This is a genomic window from Pseudomonas putida, assembly GCF_001941965.1.
GTDB lineage: Bacteria > Pseudomonadota > Gammaproteobacteria > Pseudomonadales > Pseudomonadaceae > Aquipseudomonas > Aquipseudomonas putida_L.
On record NZ_MKZO01000006.1, the window covers coordinates 1 to 16,375 of the forward strand.

General features: G+C 62.7%; 9 protein-coding genes. 5 read left to right on the forward strand and 4 right to left on the reverse strand.

All coding sequences use genetic code 11. The features are described 5' to 3' along the window. Positions 1-201: 201 nt before the first annotated feature. Positions 202-546 (reverse strand): carboxymuconolactone decarboxylase family protein, encoded by a 345-nt coding sequence (locus tag PSEMO_RS03110; RefSeq protein WP_075801701.1) that lies wholly within the window; start codon positions 544-546, stop codon positions 202-204. A 95-nt stretch (positions 547-641) separates the two neighbouring features. Further along, the gene (locus PSEMO_RS03115) at positions 642-2,042 is read right to left on the reverse strand and encodes an L-lactate permease (protein ID WP_075801702.1); all 1,401 of its coding nucleotides are present in this window, start codon (positions 2,040-2,042) and stop codon (positions 642-644) included. A 75-nt stretch (positions 2,043-2,117) separates the two neighbouring features. Between PSEMO_RS03115 and PSEMO_RS03120 the strand changes: the two genes are divergently transcribed. Beyond that, on the forward strand, positions 2,118-2,672 hold the full coding sequence (locus PSEMO_RS03120) for a helix-turn-helix domain-containing protein (RefSeq protein WP_075801703.1): 555 nt from the start codon (positions 2,118-2,120) through the stop codon (positions 2,670-2,672). Positions 2,673-2,774: 102 nt separating this feature from the next. Here PSEMO_RS03120 and lpxO read toward each other — a convergent pair whose 3' ends face one another. After that, entirely contained in the window at positions 2,775-3,674 is a 900-nt protein-coding gene (gene lpxO, locus PSEMO_RS03125) for a lipid A hydroxylase LpxO (protein ID WP_075801825.1), read from the reverse strand. Between the two features lie 160 nt (positions 3,675-3,834). Beyond that, positions 3,835-4,377 (reverse strand): AidA/PixA family protein, encoded by a 543-nt coding sequence (locus PSEMO_RS03130; protein ID WP_075801704.1) that lies wholly within the window; start codon positions 4,375-4,377, stop codon positions 3,835-3,837. Positions 4,378-4,741: 364 nt separating this feature from the next. Here PSEMO_RS03130 and PSEMO_RS03135 point away from each other — a divergent pair, with 364 nt between their 5' ends. The 4 genes from PSEMO_RS03135 to PSEMO_RS03145 all read left to right on the forward strand — a co-directional run bounded on the left by PSEMO_RS03135 (position 4,742) and on the right by PSEMO_RS03145 (position 16,087). After that, positions 4,742-6,292 carry a sensor domain-containing diguanylate cyclase gene (locus tag PSEMO_RS03135; RefSeq protein WP_075801705.1) on the forward strand — a complete coding sequence of 517 codons (1,551 nt, stop codon included), beginning with the start codon at positions 4,742-4,744 and terminating at the stop codon, positions 6,290-6,292. A gap of 158 nt (positions 6,293-6,450) precedes the next feature. Further along, positions 6,451-11,706 carry a Tc toxin subunit A gene (locus tag PSEMO_RS03140; protein WP_075801706.1) on the forward strand — a complete coding sequence of 1,752 codons (5,256 nt, stop codon included), beginning with the start codon at positions 6,451-6,453 and terminating at the stop codon, positions 11,704-11,706. 17 nt (positions 11,707-11,723) lie between these two features. Further along, positions 11,724-12,017, forward strand: coding sequence for a hypothetical protein (locus PSEMO_RS32690; RefSeq protein ID WP_144443528.1), 294 nt, complete (start codon positions 11,724-11,726; stop codon positions 12,015-12,017). After that, the gene (locus PSEMO_RS03145) at positions 12,014-16,087 is read left to right on the forward strand and encodes a Tc toxin subunit A-related protein (RefSeq protein ID WP_075801707.1); all 4,074 of its coding nucleotides are present in this window, start codon (positions 12,014-12,016) and stop codon (positions 16,085-16,087) included. Before PSEMO_RS32690 ends, PSEMO_RS03145 begins: the two co-directional genes overlap by 4 nt. Positions 16,088-16,375: the final 288 nt, after the last annotated feature.

Genomic DNA, 16,375 nt, shown 5'->3' on the forward strand with positions numbered 1-16,375 from the left:
TCAAGAACCATGCTGGCAGCACGTTGCTTAAACTCGCGGGTGTAGGTCTTCCGTTCTTGCATAGAACCTCCTGAATGGGCGAATCATATCGCCCTTAAGAGGTGTCCGGGATCATTAGGCCAGTTCAAGCCAGCTCCCACAGGGTTCGCGGTGTACAAAAACCTGTGGGAGCTGGCTTGCCAGCGATAGGGCCCTGGAGCCTTACTCGGTCGCCTTGCCCACCGCATCCAGCGCCCGCGCCGAATACACCAGGGCCGCGCCGGCATTCATCGCCACCGCCACCCCCAGCGCCTCGGCGATCTCTTCACGGGTCGCGCCATGCTTCACCGCCTGCTGCGAGTGCACGGCGATGCAGCCGTCGCAGCGGGTGGTGACGGCCACCGCCAGGGAAATCAGCTCGCGGGTCTTTGCGTCTAGGTGATTGGTCTTGGCCCCGGCCGCGCTGGCGGTGGCGTAGCCGGCCACGGTGTCGGGCGACAGCTGCTTCAGATCGCCGATTCCCGCCATCAACTGCTTACGGTAACCATCCCAGTCCATCATGCTCATCGTGTTCACCTTGTTGGTTTGGATCGCTCGAACAGTGAAGCTAGTCGCTTCCCCGCCGCCTCGCCAATGGTCGTTGGGCCTGAGCGGGTAGTGCTTTAGAACCAGTCGCCGGCCAGCACATTGAGCAGCGCCATCAGCGCGGCGCTGCACAGCACCACGAGGATCGCCAGGCGCTGGACCCAACGTCGTTGCGCGCCGTCGCCGCCGGCCAGTTGCAGGGCCATTTCGATCTTGCCCGGCGAGGCGAGGATGGAGATCGCCGCCGCCACGTTGTGGGTGGCCATGAACAGCAGCAGATTCGCCCCGAGCGACCTGGCGATCTCCGCCTGGGTCGCGGCGAACATGGCGTTGGAGCCGCTGCTGGAACCGGTGACGAAACCGCCCAGGGCGCCCACGAAGGGCGAGATCGCCAGGTAGCCCGGGCCCATGTCCGCCAGCAGCCGGGCAAGGTAGGCCGCCGTACCGCTGACCGCCATGACGATGCCCATGATGATGAACAGCCCGGTCACCGGGGCCACCTGCAGCCAGGATTTCCATGCCCGCCCCAGCGGTTCGGCGGGCACCCGGCCGGCGCAGAACCACAGGGCGGCGACGAACAGCCACAGGGCCGGGGAGGCGATGTAGTGCCAGGTTTCAGGCAAGCCGGAGAAACGCACCAGGCTGCCGGCAATCAGGACGCCGCCGAGCAGCAGGCCGTAGGCGTGCAAGGCGCGTCTGCCGATCGGCAACAAGGCTTCGCCGCCCGCCCGGCCGCCGCGCAGCAGGTGCAGGCAGATGATCGCCACGCTGCCCACGGCACCGGCCGGCGCCGTGCCGAACGCCAGGTTTGCCAGGCCCACGGCCAGCGCCAGCACCAGTGCCGATAACAACGCCAGCAGTAGGGCCCGTGGCCGCTCGCCCGGTGTACTGACCAGCCACGCTGCGACACAGCCATTGATAGCGAACGGCAGGACGCTCAACGCTGCCGAGGCGATCCCCAGCTCATCGAAACCCAGCCCTGCCAGGCTCGCGGCGATCATCGTCCCCGGTCCCATCGAGCCCCAAGGCACGGCGCACAGGCCAAGCAGGCCGATCAGCGCCGCATGCCGTGGCGTCAGGCCCATGTACACCAGCAGCGGAATGCCGATGGTCACGCCAATACCAAAGCCGGTTACCGATTCGGCGAACGGTGTAATGCCATGTACCACGAGCAGTACGGCGGCGACACCTGTACCGGCACGCCCCTTGATCCAGTTGGCCAGCGCCGCCTGGGCGCCCGCATGGCGCAGCACCTCGGACATCAGCAGGCCGCCGCCGACGATCAGCAGCACCTCCAGCACCAGCGGCAGCCACTTGATCGTGGCCACGCCGATTTCCGCTGCACCCAGTGGAAAGGCAATAATGGCCGCCAGCAACGCGGCGCACACACCCAGCAGCGCCGCATGCAGCGAACGGATGCCCAGGCCGAGGGCCAGGATCGCGGAAAACACCGGGGACGTTGCAAGAAAGGCATTCATCGTTCGAATTACTCAGGTTTGCGTTTTCGCAATTATATTTGCGGATAAGCAATTGGCAAGATTGAAAGGACCGGAATGAAAGACAAAGACGAACATGCGGAACAGGATCTGTTCGGCCTGGCCGTGCGCCAGCGTCGCCTGCAACTGGGAGTGACCCTGGATCAGTTGGCGGAGAACAGCGGGGTTTCCGCAGCGGCGTTGTCGCGCCTGGAGCGCGGCATGCTGAGTCCGAGCCTGCGCAACGCGCTGGCGATCGCCCGGGGGCTGGGCTGCGAATTGTCGGAGCTGATCGAGCAGGAACCGACCGAAGTCACCCGGGCGGGGGACAACCTGCGCTTCGTCGACGAGGAGACCGGGATCGTGCGCCTGGCCCTGGCGCGGCCTGGGCCGGATCTGGAGTTGCTGTCCTATACCGTGCCGCCGGGGGCGTCATCGGCCAGGTTCTCGCCGCACAAGAGCGGCTCGCGGGAGATCTTCCATATCGTCGCCGGGACGCTGGAAGTGCATGCCGGGGATCAGGTCGTGGTGCTGAACGAAGGGGATACGGCGACGGTGCGCGGGGACTGCGAGCACTGGTTCAGGAATGTGGGGGAGGGGGATGTGCAGATCTTGCTGACCATCTTCAAATAAGGTGGTGAAGCTGAGGGCCTCATCGCTGGCAAGCCAGCTCCCACAGTGTCCGCGTCGCTGCAGAACCCTGTGGGAGCTGGCTTGCCAGCGATTGGGGCCACCTCAGATATAGATGAACACCAGCGCAACCAAAGCCACCACCGCCCACTTCTCCGCGTAATACCGCGCCCGATTGCGCTTCTTCAGCGCCTTGCCGCGCTCGCGGATCTTGTAGATGCGGGTGAACAGCCGGTTGATCCCGCCGGTCTTGTCCCCGGCATCGTTCGGCGCCGCAGCCGCCGCCATGACATTGGTACTGAACCAGCGGTTGAACGCCGTCGCCCAGCGGTACTTCAGCGGCCGCTCGACGTCGCAGAACAGGATCACCCGGTTGTGCTCGGTCTGGTTGGCGGCGTAGTGGATATAGGTCTCGTCGAACATCACCGCTTCACCGTTGCGCCAGTGGTAGTTCTCGCCGTCGACGCAGATGAAGCAGGCTTCGTCGTTCGGCGTGTCCAGGCCCAGGTGATAGCGATAGGAGCCGGCATAAGGGTCGCGGTGCCGCACCAGCTTCGACCCCGGCGGCAGGGTGGCGAACATCGCCGCCTTGACCGTGCCGATGCTCTGCAGCAGTTCGGTGGTGCGCGGGCACAGCTTCATCGCCGAGGGGTGGCTCTCGCCGTACCACTTCAGGTAGAAACGCTTCCAGCCGCTCTTGAAGAACGAGTTGAAACCGACGTCGTCGTAATTCTGCGAGCTCTTGATCTCGCCGACATGCAGCAGTTGCAGGGCTTCTTCGCGGATCTCCTGCCAGTTGTCCTGCAACGGCTTGAGTTCGGGGAAGGCCTCGGTCGGCAGGTAGGGCTTGGCCGGCAGCTTCGAGAACAGGTAAAGGAAGGCGTTGACCGGCGCCAGGAAGCTGGAGTGGTCGCCCAACTGGCGGGTGATCTTGTGTCGGACGCGGCCACGGAAATGCACGTAGGCAATGGAGACGGCGAACAACAGGACAATGAAGATTTTCATGGGCGGGTACTTGTCGATGTGGCGATGCGCCATGGCATAAGCCCGCCAGCATAATCAATTGCCCTGTGGGTTTGTACAAAATGTTGCAGTGACCCGACTCGACCATGGTGCAATGGCTCACCTCCGCAGCAGCCGGGAGGTGAGCCGATTCAGCAGGGGCTCAGGGGTTGACGGTGATGAACGGATCCCAATTCAGCCGTTCGCTGATGATGTTGCCCTGGCTGTCAAGCACGTAGAAATCGATCATGTACCAGATCTTGTCTGCGCCGGGCTTCTCGGCGTCGGCCTGCCAGAGGCTGACGGTAGTGCTGGTGGTGCCGATGTTTGGCGGATTGCTCACGTTGCTGCCTTTTTTCACGTAAGGCACCAGCACATCCTCGAACCAGTGCAGCTCCGGGTCGGAGATATCGCCCGCGTTGGCCGTTTGCTTGTTGCCCTTGTACACACGGGAGATCACGGTCGACCGGTCGAAGTTGCGCGACAGGGTGGTGGCGCGCCAGCGGATGACGTCGCCTTTTTTCACGTCGATCCAGAGTTCGTTGCCTCCGTCCTGTTGATCACCCGATGCACTGCCATCCACCAGCTTGCGTTGGGCTACCAGGTACACAGCGCCCGGTACCCGGCTCTGCTGGGTGCCACCGACCCCGTCGATAATCTGATCGGCGTCGACCACCAGCAATACATCCACGATGTTTCCAGACATGCATGACTCTCCATTGGTGTTGGGTTGACAAGGCGACCACGCCCGTTGGGCGCATCCCGGCTCCCGGTCCCTGGGTGCGGTCGCGGGATCAAGGATGGTTGATGGCTATCTGATGTCAATCCACGGCGGATGACAGGGGTTCGATCCGCGGCTTCTCCGGCCCTTGGCTATCCTGTTGAATTGTCTGGCAATGCGCCGATGTCCTGGGTCGTGATGAGGTCATGTCGCGCGGGCGCAATGGCTGAAGGCTTACGGGAACTGACGGCAACTCGTGTGGATTTCCGTTGTCGTAGCCCGGCTTCCGGCCCTGCTCCGAAGCAATTGTTCTATCGTTCCGAGGACCGCCTGCCCGGGAAAGGACCCAATGACCTTCAAGCACATCGACCTGCGCAAGATCATCCTGCTGTTTGCCCTGGTCACCGCCGGCGTGACCCTGGCCAACAGCTTCTATGCGGCGCGCCAGGTGCAGCACCAGGTGCTGGTGGACAACGCCCTGGAAGCCAACCGCGCCTATGCCGCCAAGGTGGCGTCGAGCATCGAGGCCTTTCTTTTGTCTGCGCAGCAGCAACTGGCCTACAGCGTCGGCCAGATGAGCCGCGATTTCGGCGACCCGCGCCTGCTGCATGCCGAAGCGAAACGCATCCAGGAACAGGACCAGGGCTTCAACGCCATCACCATCGTCGACGCCACCGGCCATGTCCTTGCGGCCTGGCCGCCGTCCTTGCTGCACGACGGCCAGGCCCTGACCTCCAGCGGTGCCGAGCATGCGCTGAACAGCCGCGTGCCCCTGATCAGCGACGCCTACACCTCCAGCACCGGCAACCTGGTGGTGTTCATCTCGCACCCGGTGTTCGACGATCAGCAGCGCTACCTGGGCTTTGTCGGCGGCGCCGTGTACCTGCGCGAAAAGGGCATCCTGCACACCCTGATCAGCAACCACTTCTACCGCGACGGCACCCTCAGCTACGTGGTCGACAACAACCGCCGCCTGCTCTACCACCCGCAGTTCGACCGGGTTGGCAGCGTGGTCGGGGCCAACCTGGCGGTGGACGAACTGCTTACCGGCAAGAGTGGCGCCATGCAGGTGGTCAATACCCAGGGCGTCGAGATGCTCGCCGGCTTCGCCAGCATTCCCCTGACGCGTTGGGGCGTGGTTTCGCAAAAGCCCTACCGCGACACCGTGGCGCCGCTGGACCGGCTGATGTGGCAGATGTTCCGCGGCACGGCGCCGGTGGGCGTGCTCGGGCTGATCGGCATCTGGTGGATGACCTTGCTGATCACCCGGCCGCTGCGCCAACTGGCGGACAACGCCAATGCGATGAACGCCAGCAGCTCGCCGGAGCGCATTCGCGCGGTACGCGCCTGGTATTTCGAGGCGGACCACATCAAGCGCGCGCTGCTGCGCGGGATCAACGTGATGCAGGAGCGCATGGGGCGCCTCAACCTGCAGGCGCAGACCGACCCGCTGACCGGCCTGTTCAACCGCCGGGCCCTGGGTGAGGCGCTGGAGGTGATGGACGAGCGCAAGCAGGGCTTTGCCGTGATCGCCGTGGATATCGACCATTTCAAAGCGATCAACGACGGCCATGGCCACGATGTCGGCGATGAGGTGCTGGCGCGGCTGGCGGGTGTGCTGCGCGAGTGCTCGCGGGAAGGCGACCTGGCGTTTCGCCTGGGCGGCGAGGAGTTTCTCCTGCTGCTGCCAGACACACCCATCGCCGCCGCCGGGGAGATGGCCGAGCGCTTGCGCGGGCAGGTCGAGGTAACGCGAATCGAGCCGGTGGGGCATGTCACGGTGTCGCTGGGGGTGGCCCGTTGTGCGGCGGGCGATGACAGCCATGCCGCGCTGAAGCGGGCGGATGAGTTGATGTACAGGGCAAAGCAGGGCGGGCGGAACCGGGTGGTGCTGGAGTAGCGCGCTGGCCTGCAGGCGTTGTCGTTCTGGAGGTCCGTCTATCTCCTGCCTTTGCGCGGCACCTGATATTTCTGTCAGTAGCGCGAGTGTTCCCGGCTGGTTAGCTTCATCGAACGGGCGGCCCGCTAGCGCCGCAGCACTCGATGGAGAACCTGCCCATGGCTCGGCGCAAGGCCACACCCTCCGGTAATTCCCTGTCCCGTATCGCCACCCGGCCCGAGCAGGCCGAGCAACTGTTGCAGGCTGGCCTCGGGTCGGCCTTTGCCATTGCCCGTGGCAGCGTGGAAGCCCTCATGAAACGCACCCCCGGCCTGTCCGGCGAGGATGCCCGGCGTCTGCACCAGCGTGCCAGTGCCCTGGCGGTGCTGGCTGCACGTGAGTATCGCGAGGAGCGCCTGACGACCGAGGACAGCGGCGACCAGCCGTGGCGCACCGGGCTCCGGGCCCTGGTCGAGGGCCCGACCTTTGAAAGCCAGTTCAGCCCGAGTTGGAGCGATAATTGCCTGCCCGGCTCGATCGAGGCCACTACCTCGCCGGCTGCCTATTTGACCGCGCTATTCACCTGGGTCACGCGAGTGATCGAGCCGCTGGCCAACACTGAGGAGGCTACGCCCATCCTGCTTGCCGAGCGGCGCCCGGACCTGGCTGCGCTGCTGCTCGACAACCAGGCCCTGGAGCGGGTCGAGCCGACCATCGGCATTGTCAACGAAATCCTCGAAGGCGCCGCGCGCCGTCATCTCGACGAGCTCAACCAGAAGACCCTGGCGGTTGACGATGCCTTGCTTGAGGCACGCTATCCGTTGGGTTTGCCGTTCGAACGCTACATGTCGCAAATCAACAACATCCTCCAGCCAAAGAACTACGGACTCGGCGACCTGGTGCGCCAGCTCGATCCGGAGTTTCCCTATTTCTGCCGTCTCGGCCTGCATTCGCTGCGCTCCGACGATGCGCTGCAGATGGACACGGCACTGGGCCCCGAGCAGCGTGCCCTGCTCCTCGAAGCGGCATATTTCCCCCGTGGCGCGCGGCGCGCCAGCGCCCGCACGGTACAGACCCTGACCAACCCGCGCACGTTGTTGCGCGAGTCGCTGCATACCCTGCAGAACGCTTTCTTCATGCGTCACTATGGGGTGGAGAAGGCCGAGGATCTCTTGCCGCTGAGCGCCTTCTGTCTGCGCACCGGGCTGAACCAGGACGGCATTGAGTCGCTGCTGTCGATACAGCGCTATGCGCCGGTAGCGTCTCCGAACGTGCCAGGGCTGACAGTACCGGGGCCGGCGCGCTTCGGCTCGGTCTATATCAACAGCGGCATCGAGCCGGCAATCGGTGTGAGCACGGTCGACAAGCAACACCGCCTCAGCGACTGGAGCAACGACCATTTCGACCGCATGCAGCGCATGATCCGCCTGGCACGCTGGCTCGAACTGCCCTTTGGCGAGACCGACCAGCTCCTCGACGCCGCCTTGCAGGCCGAATACGGTGAGGCGGGCCGGGGGCGCGAAATCACCGAGAACACCCTGCGTGCCCTCGGACTTTTCCGTCGCCTGCGCCGTGACTTCAAAGTCCAGGCCGAGGAGTTCGCAGCGCTCCTGCAAGGTGTCGCCCTGTATGCCCGAGGGAGCGAGATCCCGCAGTTCGACCGGGTCTTCAATGACCCGACGCTGTTCAGCGAGCCGCTGGTGCTCGATGGGCGCCCTTTCAATATCGCGCCTGGCAACGAAGTGGAGTATCGCCGCATCCACCATCTGTGCGCGGCCTTGGGCATCGATTACGAAACCTACCTGTACCTTGCCCGCTACATCGTCCAGACAGGGGATCAGCAGGCGCTCCTGGCCAAAGGGCAAGCCGAGGTGCTGCATTGGTCACATTCGGTCATTTCCGCCTTCTACCGCCTCGCCCGCTTGCCGGCGTTGCTCGGTCTCACCAGCATCGAGGCCTTGGCGCTGCTGCAACTGATCGGGGAGCGCGGGCATCAGTACGTTTCGCGCCTGGTCAATACCACCCTGGCCATTCATCAGCACAGTGACCTGAGCGACACCCTGAGCGTGGTGCAGTCGATGGCCGATGCCGTGCAGTGGTGCCGGGAGCATGACCTGAGTGTCTCCTGGCTCTACCAGCATCTGATGCCGCTGGCACCACCAGCGGCCGCCAGTGGTGTCGAGCTGGACTTGTTGCGGCAAATGCACGGACGCATGTTGCCGACCTTGCTCAGTAATATGGTTTTCAGCGATGCGGGATTGCCGATGATTTCCGGCAAGGACGAACCCACCCCCATCGACTGGATGACCCTGTTGCAGGTTTTTGTCTCCAAGGAAGGATTGATCGTCGAACCGGGCGAGTACCCGAACATCGAGGATTATGAAGCCGCGCTGAAAAGTCGGCTGGAATTAATCGTGGATAATCTTGAGCTGGAAGACGGTCCGCATATCGTCATCCGCGTCTTCCAACTGGTGATGGATGCCCGCTCGGCTCAGCACGCGCTGGTCTGGGAGTCACTGGCCAGCAGCTTCGGGGGCAGCGCCGAGTTGAGCCAGGAAGTACTGGCCTGGGCGGGTGGCAGCAGCTACCAATTGCTGGAGGAGGTCCATGAGCTGTTTGTGGAGGAGGATCCGCTGCCAGTACCGATTGGCGACGATATTCTCGAATTGCTTGCACGCCTTGGTCACCGTATGGGCATCGTCGAGCAACTCGGTCTTAGCCCCTTGGCGCTGCGAAGCTGGCGCCTGCACCCGGAGTGGTTCGAGGGAGAGGTGGGCGGCGACGGTGGCACTATCACGTTCGCTAATCTCCACCTGCTGACCCAGTACCACTATTTGCTGGCGTTTACCAAGCAGGCCGAGCAGGTGCTGCTGGACTATCTGAAACTGGTCAACAACCTGCCACCGGACCTCACCGAGCAGGACCTGCAACTGATCCGCGAGGACGCTGCCGGCAAGATTGCGCAATTCACCGGTTTCGGTGTACGCGACATCCTCGAGACTGCCGCAGAGATCACCGATAACGGGCTGATCGTCACGGTTCGGCAACTGGATCATCTGGTCCGAGTACGCCAGGCCTGTACCAAACTGCAACTGGGCAGCGCGGCGGCCGTTGCGTTGAGCCGGCTACGTAGCAACAGCCTGCGCGAGGAGTACCGTGCTGCGGCCGAGAGCGCCCTGAGTAGCCTGGTGGAGCAGCAAAGGGGGCAATCGACGGCCCAAGGCGAGCTAGGTCAGAGCGAGGCTTCGTGGATCGTGGTGGATGTGCTGCGTCTGGTGGCCAAGGCGGGGGGCAGGGCGATATGCCTGCTGACCGTGAAGAACTTTGCCGGCGAGCCTCTGCCGGGGATCACCGTCACCTGGGAAACCGATCATTCACGACTCGGCGGTCCCTCTTCGTTCACTACGGACGAAAACGGCCAGGTGGAAAACTATCTGCTGGCCGGTGAGGAAATGGGAACCGCCCAGATCATTGCTCGTTTTGGTCTCGACCGGCAGATTCTTGCACCGTTGATCCTGATCGATTGCGATGAGACCTCCCTGACCATCAAGGACCCGGTGTGCGCGCCGATGGAGGCGTTGGCCGGCAACCTGGCATTGATCGAATATGGTCTGCGCCTCGAGGACGACTTTGGCAACCCCGGGCGCGATCGGGTGCTGGAGTGGAGCACCGACCTTGGGACTTTCGAGCGCCCGCAGACCCGTACCGATGCCAAAGGCCTGGCCAGTGCGCGTCTGCGCAGCCTGTCGTCCGGCGAGGCGGTGGTGGTGGTCAGGCTGCCGCTCAATGGCGAGGCGCATACCTACGAGGCGGTGGAGTTTCTCGAACAGCAGTACTTCCAGTATGTGCGGTTCAACGGGCCGGTGGCCGCCACCCAACCCGTCACCGTGACCTGTCGGGCGGTCAATCTCGATGGCAGTCCGCAAGACGAACTGACCGCGCATTGGGATGCCGATGTCGGCAGTTTCAGCGCCGACCGCAGTATTACCGATGCGCAGGGTATCGCCAGCATCGAGTACACCGCCGATGAACCCGGCGAGGTGACAGTCACGGTCAAGGCTACGTTCAACGACAAACCGTTGCAGCCCTTGTCGTCCGAACGCACGACGATTCATGAACTGCCCAGATTGGTGGAAATGGAACCTGCCGAACAGTTCTACATCGTCGGTCAGTTCCTGGCGGCCACCTTCCGTGTGCGTCTGGAACCAGCTGCGGCGGAGTTGCCGGTGACCTGGTGGAAGGGCGACGAACTGCTGGCGACGACCAAGACCACTGCCGAGGGTGTGACGGGCTACCAGGCACATTTCAATGACAATGAGGTGGGCACTCACACCATCACCGTGAAGTCGGTGCGCGCGGGTGACGAGTTTAATTTCAAGGTGAGGGTGGTTGCACAGCACGCAGAGCTCGTGGCGCAAGTAGGGTCGAACAGTCCGGGCATGGTGCCGGTCGATGCAGTCAAGGGCGCGTACTGTATCGACCCCGGCCTGAGTTCGAGCCTTTTAGTACGTGCCGTGCGCAACGACGGCGAGGGCGACAGCCAGGGACGTATGACCTTCAGTCTGGGCGAGGGCGCGAATCCGGCTTCTCTGGGCGTTACGTTCAGTCCGCCCTTGGGCCAGCTTCTGGATTGCGCAGAAGATGGCGGTGTGACATTGCAGATTGACTGCAGCAAGGCAGCCTTCCTGGCTGACAGTGACCCTTACTCCAACGACATCGTTCTGAACGTGAAGTCGAACCTTGGCGTCACCCTGGCACTGAAGTTCAGCTTGCGATACCTGCTTGATCTGGAGAAGAGCGAGTTGCACTTCTTCCGGGGACCCCTGGATGGCAAGGATCATGCGGCACTCGGTGGCCGCCTGGCTCGGCGCAACGGAGCGGCACCCATGACGTTGCGGGAAGGACAGACTCGCGTGCAACTGTTCCTTGCTGGCGCTTCGTCGCAAGTGGCCGACCTGACTTTCTACGGACAGGGTGATGTTTGGCTGCCTTGTACTTCCTTTACAGGTGACTTGGGTGCCATTGAATCGAAATGTCGTTTCAATCGGACAGGTGACTTGTCCAGACGTGTGCATTTCGTTGGTTCGGATACCTTCGAGGCCAAGCGGATCATAAGCGAAGCCACCTTGACGCTGCTGCCAGCCACCGATTCAGGCATTGTCGGCAGTGGGAACACTTTCGTGGCCGACCAGGGAGATACGTCCCGGCTCGTGCTGACGTTGAGTGATGCCGGAGGCGGCATCAGTGGTTTGCCACTGCTTCCTGGAAAAAAACAGGTTCAAAGCGTGGAATTCCGTGGAGGTGGGCCTACCGATGCGAACGGCCAGACCTGGCTAGACGTCGATGCGCGCAATGCGCTGATCGAAGGTCAGTACCCACTGTTGATTTCCCTTACCATTTGTCTCGCACCCTGGATTTGCTGGTCCGCGAACTGATTGCCACGGATGTTGAAATGACCCGTGAAGCCGAAACGCTCATTCGGATCAATGTCCATTACGCCCGAAGGAAAGGCTTTGTCTTCACCGAAGATGGCCAGAGCTACCTGTTCGAGCTTCATATAGATGACACCATGAGAAACCTTAGAGCCACTCCAGAGGCGCATGGGTTCACGCTCGGAACATTAGCGAATACGTCTGAAAATCTTCTTCGGCTTGCGCTGGGTCATTTAACCGACAGACGTTTCTGTCTGTACGGACCTACCGAATTTCCCATCGTCGCAGACAGTGCTTCTGGAGTTGAATCATGAACCCCATCTTCGCCAAGCTCGCCGAAGACCTCCGCGATGCGCTGGTCGCCTACTACCTCGGCCAGATCGTCCCGCAACACTCGGTGGAAGCCGGGCGCGGCCTGGTCACCGAGCAGGACCTTTACGAGTTCCTGCTGATCGACAACCAGGTCAGCGCCAAGGTCGATACCAGTGGCATCGCCATGGGCATGGCCAGTATCCAGCAATATATCCACGCCATCTTCAACGGCATGGAGCCTGGCTACCTGGGCATGCTCGAAGGCAGCGAGCAGCAGCAGTGGCGGGTGGCGAAAAGCGAGTATGCGGTTTGGGGCGCCAACCAGATGCTGCGCGACTACCCGGAAAACTACCTGGTGCCCAACCTGCGCCTGAAACAGACTACGGCTTTCCGCGAGTTCCTCGGCGATACCGACCAGAGCCGGATTTCCAAGGACTCGGTGCAGCGCGCGTTGCAGCATTACCTGGACAAGTTCGAGACGATCAGCAACCTGGAGGTGGCCACCGGCTATATCGATGGGCTGGATTTGCGCAATGCCGACTACTACTTCATCGGCCGGCAGAACGTCGAGCCGCGTGCCTGGTTCTGGCGCAAGGCGGCGGTTCGTTTTGGCGATCCCGAGGAGGCGCGCGCCGAGGATGACGACTACCTGAGCCCTACGGCCTGGAGCGAATGGATGCCGGTGGAGGTGCCGAAGGGCGACGAAGTGATGCATATGCGTCCGCTGGTACTGGAAGGGCGGCTGTATGTGGTCTGGATCGAGGAGCGCGTCGAGCAGAAGGCGGTCCCCGCCGAGCGGGCCGAGGTGCCGGGGCTGATGGAGCCGGTAAACCGTTATCGTCTCAAGCTGGCCTATCGCACGCTGGAGGGAACCTGGTCGGTACCGATGAGCTATGACCTGCAGCATGAGGGGTCACGGGTCTATACCCGCCTGATGGCCTTCGTCAACCTAGCCGACCCGCAGGACAAGAAGATCGTCATCGGCTTTGCGCTCAACAAGGACACGATGCTCGAGGGCCTGGTTCTGGATATGCGTTTCAGGGTGCTGCTTCATGAGCAATTCACGCCGAAACCTCCTGAGAACGAGAACGAACCGCCGACCGAGACGCAGAGGATCGCTCACGGCATTCGCCACTTCGTCGAGCCGCCCAACGCCCTGCAGCACCCTCTGGTCAGCGACAAACCCTTGAATGTGACGGTGCGCAATGTGCGCGACGGGGAGCATGCCGTCCAAGGCCCGCTCAATGGCCGCCTGCACCTGGACTGCCAGCTCGGCTTCAATGGCAATGGGCCCTATTTCTGGCTGCAGGGTCGCTCCAACCTTGCACTGGGTTATCACGGACCGGCCCAGGCGGCGTTCGTCATGGACGGTTACCGAGGGGATACCAAGGATTGGACATGGACGAACACGGTTATCCTCAACGGTAATGTGCAAACCACGGTGATAACCAAACCTGTCGTTCAGGACGAACAGCTCGTGGTTGCGCTTGGTTTCCCGCCATTCGATTCGATCAATCACTATGAGGTTACCGTGTCGGGCGTGGTTCCCAAGGCACCGCTACTGGTCGGGAGCAAAGGTGGCCAGTACCTGGACCTGGGTAACCTCGGCCTGAAAGGCCTGCGGTACGTGCGCTTGAACACGCTCTTCGCCAAAGAGCTGGTCGCCCGTGCCCTGATCTCGGTGGACGCCCTGATCAATTGGGACTCACAGCACATCAAGGAGCCGTCATTACCGGGAACTACCCAAGAGCAGGACATGGACTTCCACGGCGCCAACGGTCGCTACTTCTGGGAGCTGTTCTTCCATATCCCTCACGCCGTGGCTTGGCGCCTGAACAACGAGATGGATTTCCAGGGCGCCGAAGAGTGGCTGCACTACATCTTCAATCCGCAGGCGCGGATCAAGCCGACCAATCCCCCCAGCCCCTACTACTGGGGCGTGCGGCCGCTGGACGAACCGGGCCGGGGCGATTACGAGGTCGATGGCATCGCCGATCCGGATGCCATCTGCTATTCGAAACCGGTGCATTACCGCAAGGGCATCTTCGCGTTCTACGTGCAGAACCTGCTGGGCTATGGCGACCTGCTCTACCGCCGCTTGACCCGCGACTCGCTGAACGAGGCCAAGCTTATCTACACCCGCGCCCTGAGCCTGCTCGGGCCGCGTCCGGACAACCGCATGATCGGGCGCTGGGAACCGGTGACCCTGGAGGAGGCGGCGACCCCGGACGAAAGCCTGTTCGCGACGATCGAGGCGCAACTGCCGGCCGGGCTGCCGCTGCAACTGGCGCCCGACAGCACGCCCTGGCTGGAACTGCTCGATTCGCCGCGTTTCCGCCTGCCGGTCAACACCCAGTTGCTGGACCTGTGGGACCAGTTGGAAAGCCGCATCGGCAACCTGCGCAACAACCTGACCATCGACGGCAAGCCGCTCATGCTGCCGCTCTACGCGAAGCTACTTGATCCGCTGGACCTGCTGCGCGCGCAAAACAGCGGCAGCGGCCTGGTGCAGCGCAGCGTCGGCAGCATGGCGCCGGTGCTGGCGTTCCGGTTCCGGGCGCTGCTCCCGCGGCTGCAAAATGCGGTGGAAACGCTGAGCCGCTTTGGCGAGCAGGTGCGGATGTACCGTGAGCTCAAGGACCGTGCCGAGCAGGAAGAACTGCAACATGCTCACGTCCTGGAGCTTTCGCAGTTCGCCATCCAGTTGCAGGAGGTGGGGCTGGAGCAGGCCGATGCGACCCTGCTGGCGCTGGAGGCAAGTCGTCGGGTGATCGACCAGCGACGGGCACATTACGACCGTCTGGCGGATGAAGACATATCCTTGGGCGAAATGGATTCGCTTGCGTTCCAGACGGCTGCTGCCGTGTCCTCCGCTATCGGCGAGGGCTTCGAAACCGCTGCCGGAGCCTTGCAAATGGGGTCCGTAGTCGTTACCACATTTGGTGGCGGCCCTATCCGCCTGGGTTCCGCATTGTTGGCGACCGCAGGCGTGTTTCAACTGGTGGCCTCTGGTCAACGCATCACCGCTGACCGGCTAAGCTCGAACGAGCAATACCGACGCCGCCTTCAGGACTGGGAGCTGCAACGCGACCAGGCCGCCGCCGAACTGGAAGCCATTGACGAACAGATCACTGCCCAGCGTAGCGCCATCGATATGGCCAAGGTGCAGATAGCCCAAGCCAGCAAGGCCGAGCAGCAGGCCCAGGACTACTACCGCTTCCTCAAGTCCCGCAGCACCAACGCCGGGCTCTACCAGTGGCTGCTCAGCCAGATGTCGACCTTCTACTACCAGGCCTACGACGCGGTAGTCGCCCTATGCCTGAACGGCGAAGCCAGTTGGCATTACGAAATGGGCGACTACCAGACCCGCTTCATCCAGCCGAACGTCTGGTTCGACAACCACTTCGGCCTGACCGCCGGCGAGGCCCTGCGCCTGCAGTTGCTGCGCATGGAGGCGGCCTGGCTCAAGCGCTTCGAACGGCGCCAGGAACTGGTGCGCACCATTTCGCTCAAGCAACTGTTCAACCAGCCTGGCAGCGACCAGAACTGGGAGACTGCGCTGAAGGGCGTGATCAACGAGGGCGTGCTCAATTTCGAACTGGCACCGCGCCTGTTCGATGGCGACTATCCGGGGCATTACCTGCGCCAGCTGGTCAGCGTCTCGGTCTCGCTGCCGGCGCTGGTCGGCCCTTACCAGGATGTGCGCGCGGTGCTCACCCAGGTTTCCAGCCGTACCGTGCTCAAGGCCGATCCGCGGGCAATGAACGAGCTGTACAACCAGCCGGAGGGCGACGCCAGCCACATCCTCTACAACCCCCGCGCCAGCCAGAGCATCTGCCTGTCACGGGGCATCGACGACCACGGCGTGTTCCAGCTCGACTTCAACGACGAACGCTACCTGCCATTCGAGGGCACCGGCGCCTTGTCGCACTGGGAGTTGCGCTTCCCGCGGCACGGCGAGCAAACCGACATGCTCGAAAGCCTGACCGATATCATCGTGCAGTTGCGCTATACGGCGCTGGATGGCGGGCCGGACTTTGCCGGGCATGTGGAGGGGTTGCTTGGGGATTGAGGCGGATGCATGGCGGTAGGTGTTCGGCGCTCTTGAGATCGAGCGCCGCTTGCGCGGCGCATCGCTGGCAAACCAGCTCATAGAACAAAACATAACTTTTTGATTTTGCAGGGTCTTTGTGGGAGCGGGTTTACCCGCGATTGCTATGGTGGATTCACTATTGCAATCGCGGCGGCTTGTGGGAGCGAGCTTGCTCGCGAACGGCGGCGAAGCCGTCGCAAAACCTGAGTCCGCGTCTGGCCTGACACACTGAGGTGGATGGCTTTGGGGCCGCTTTGCGGCCCTTCG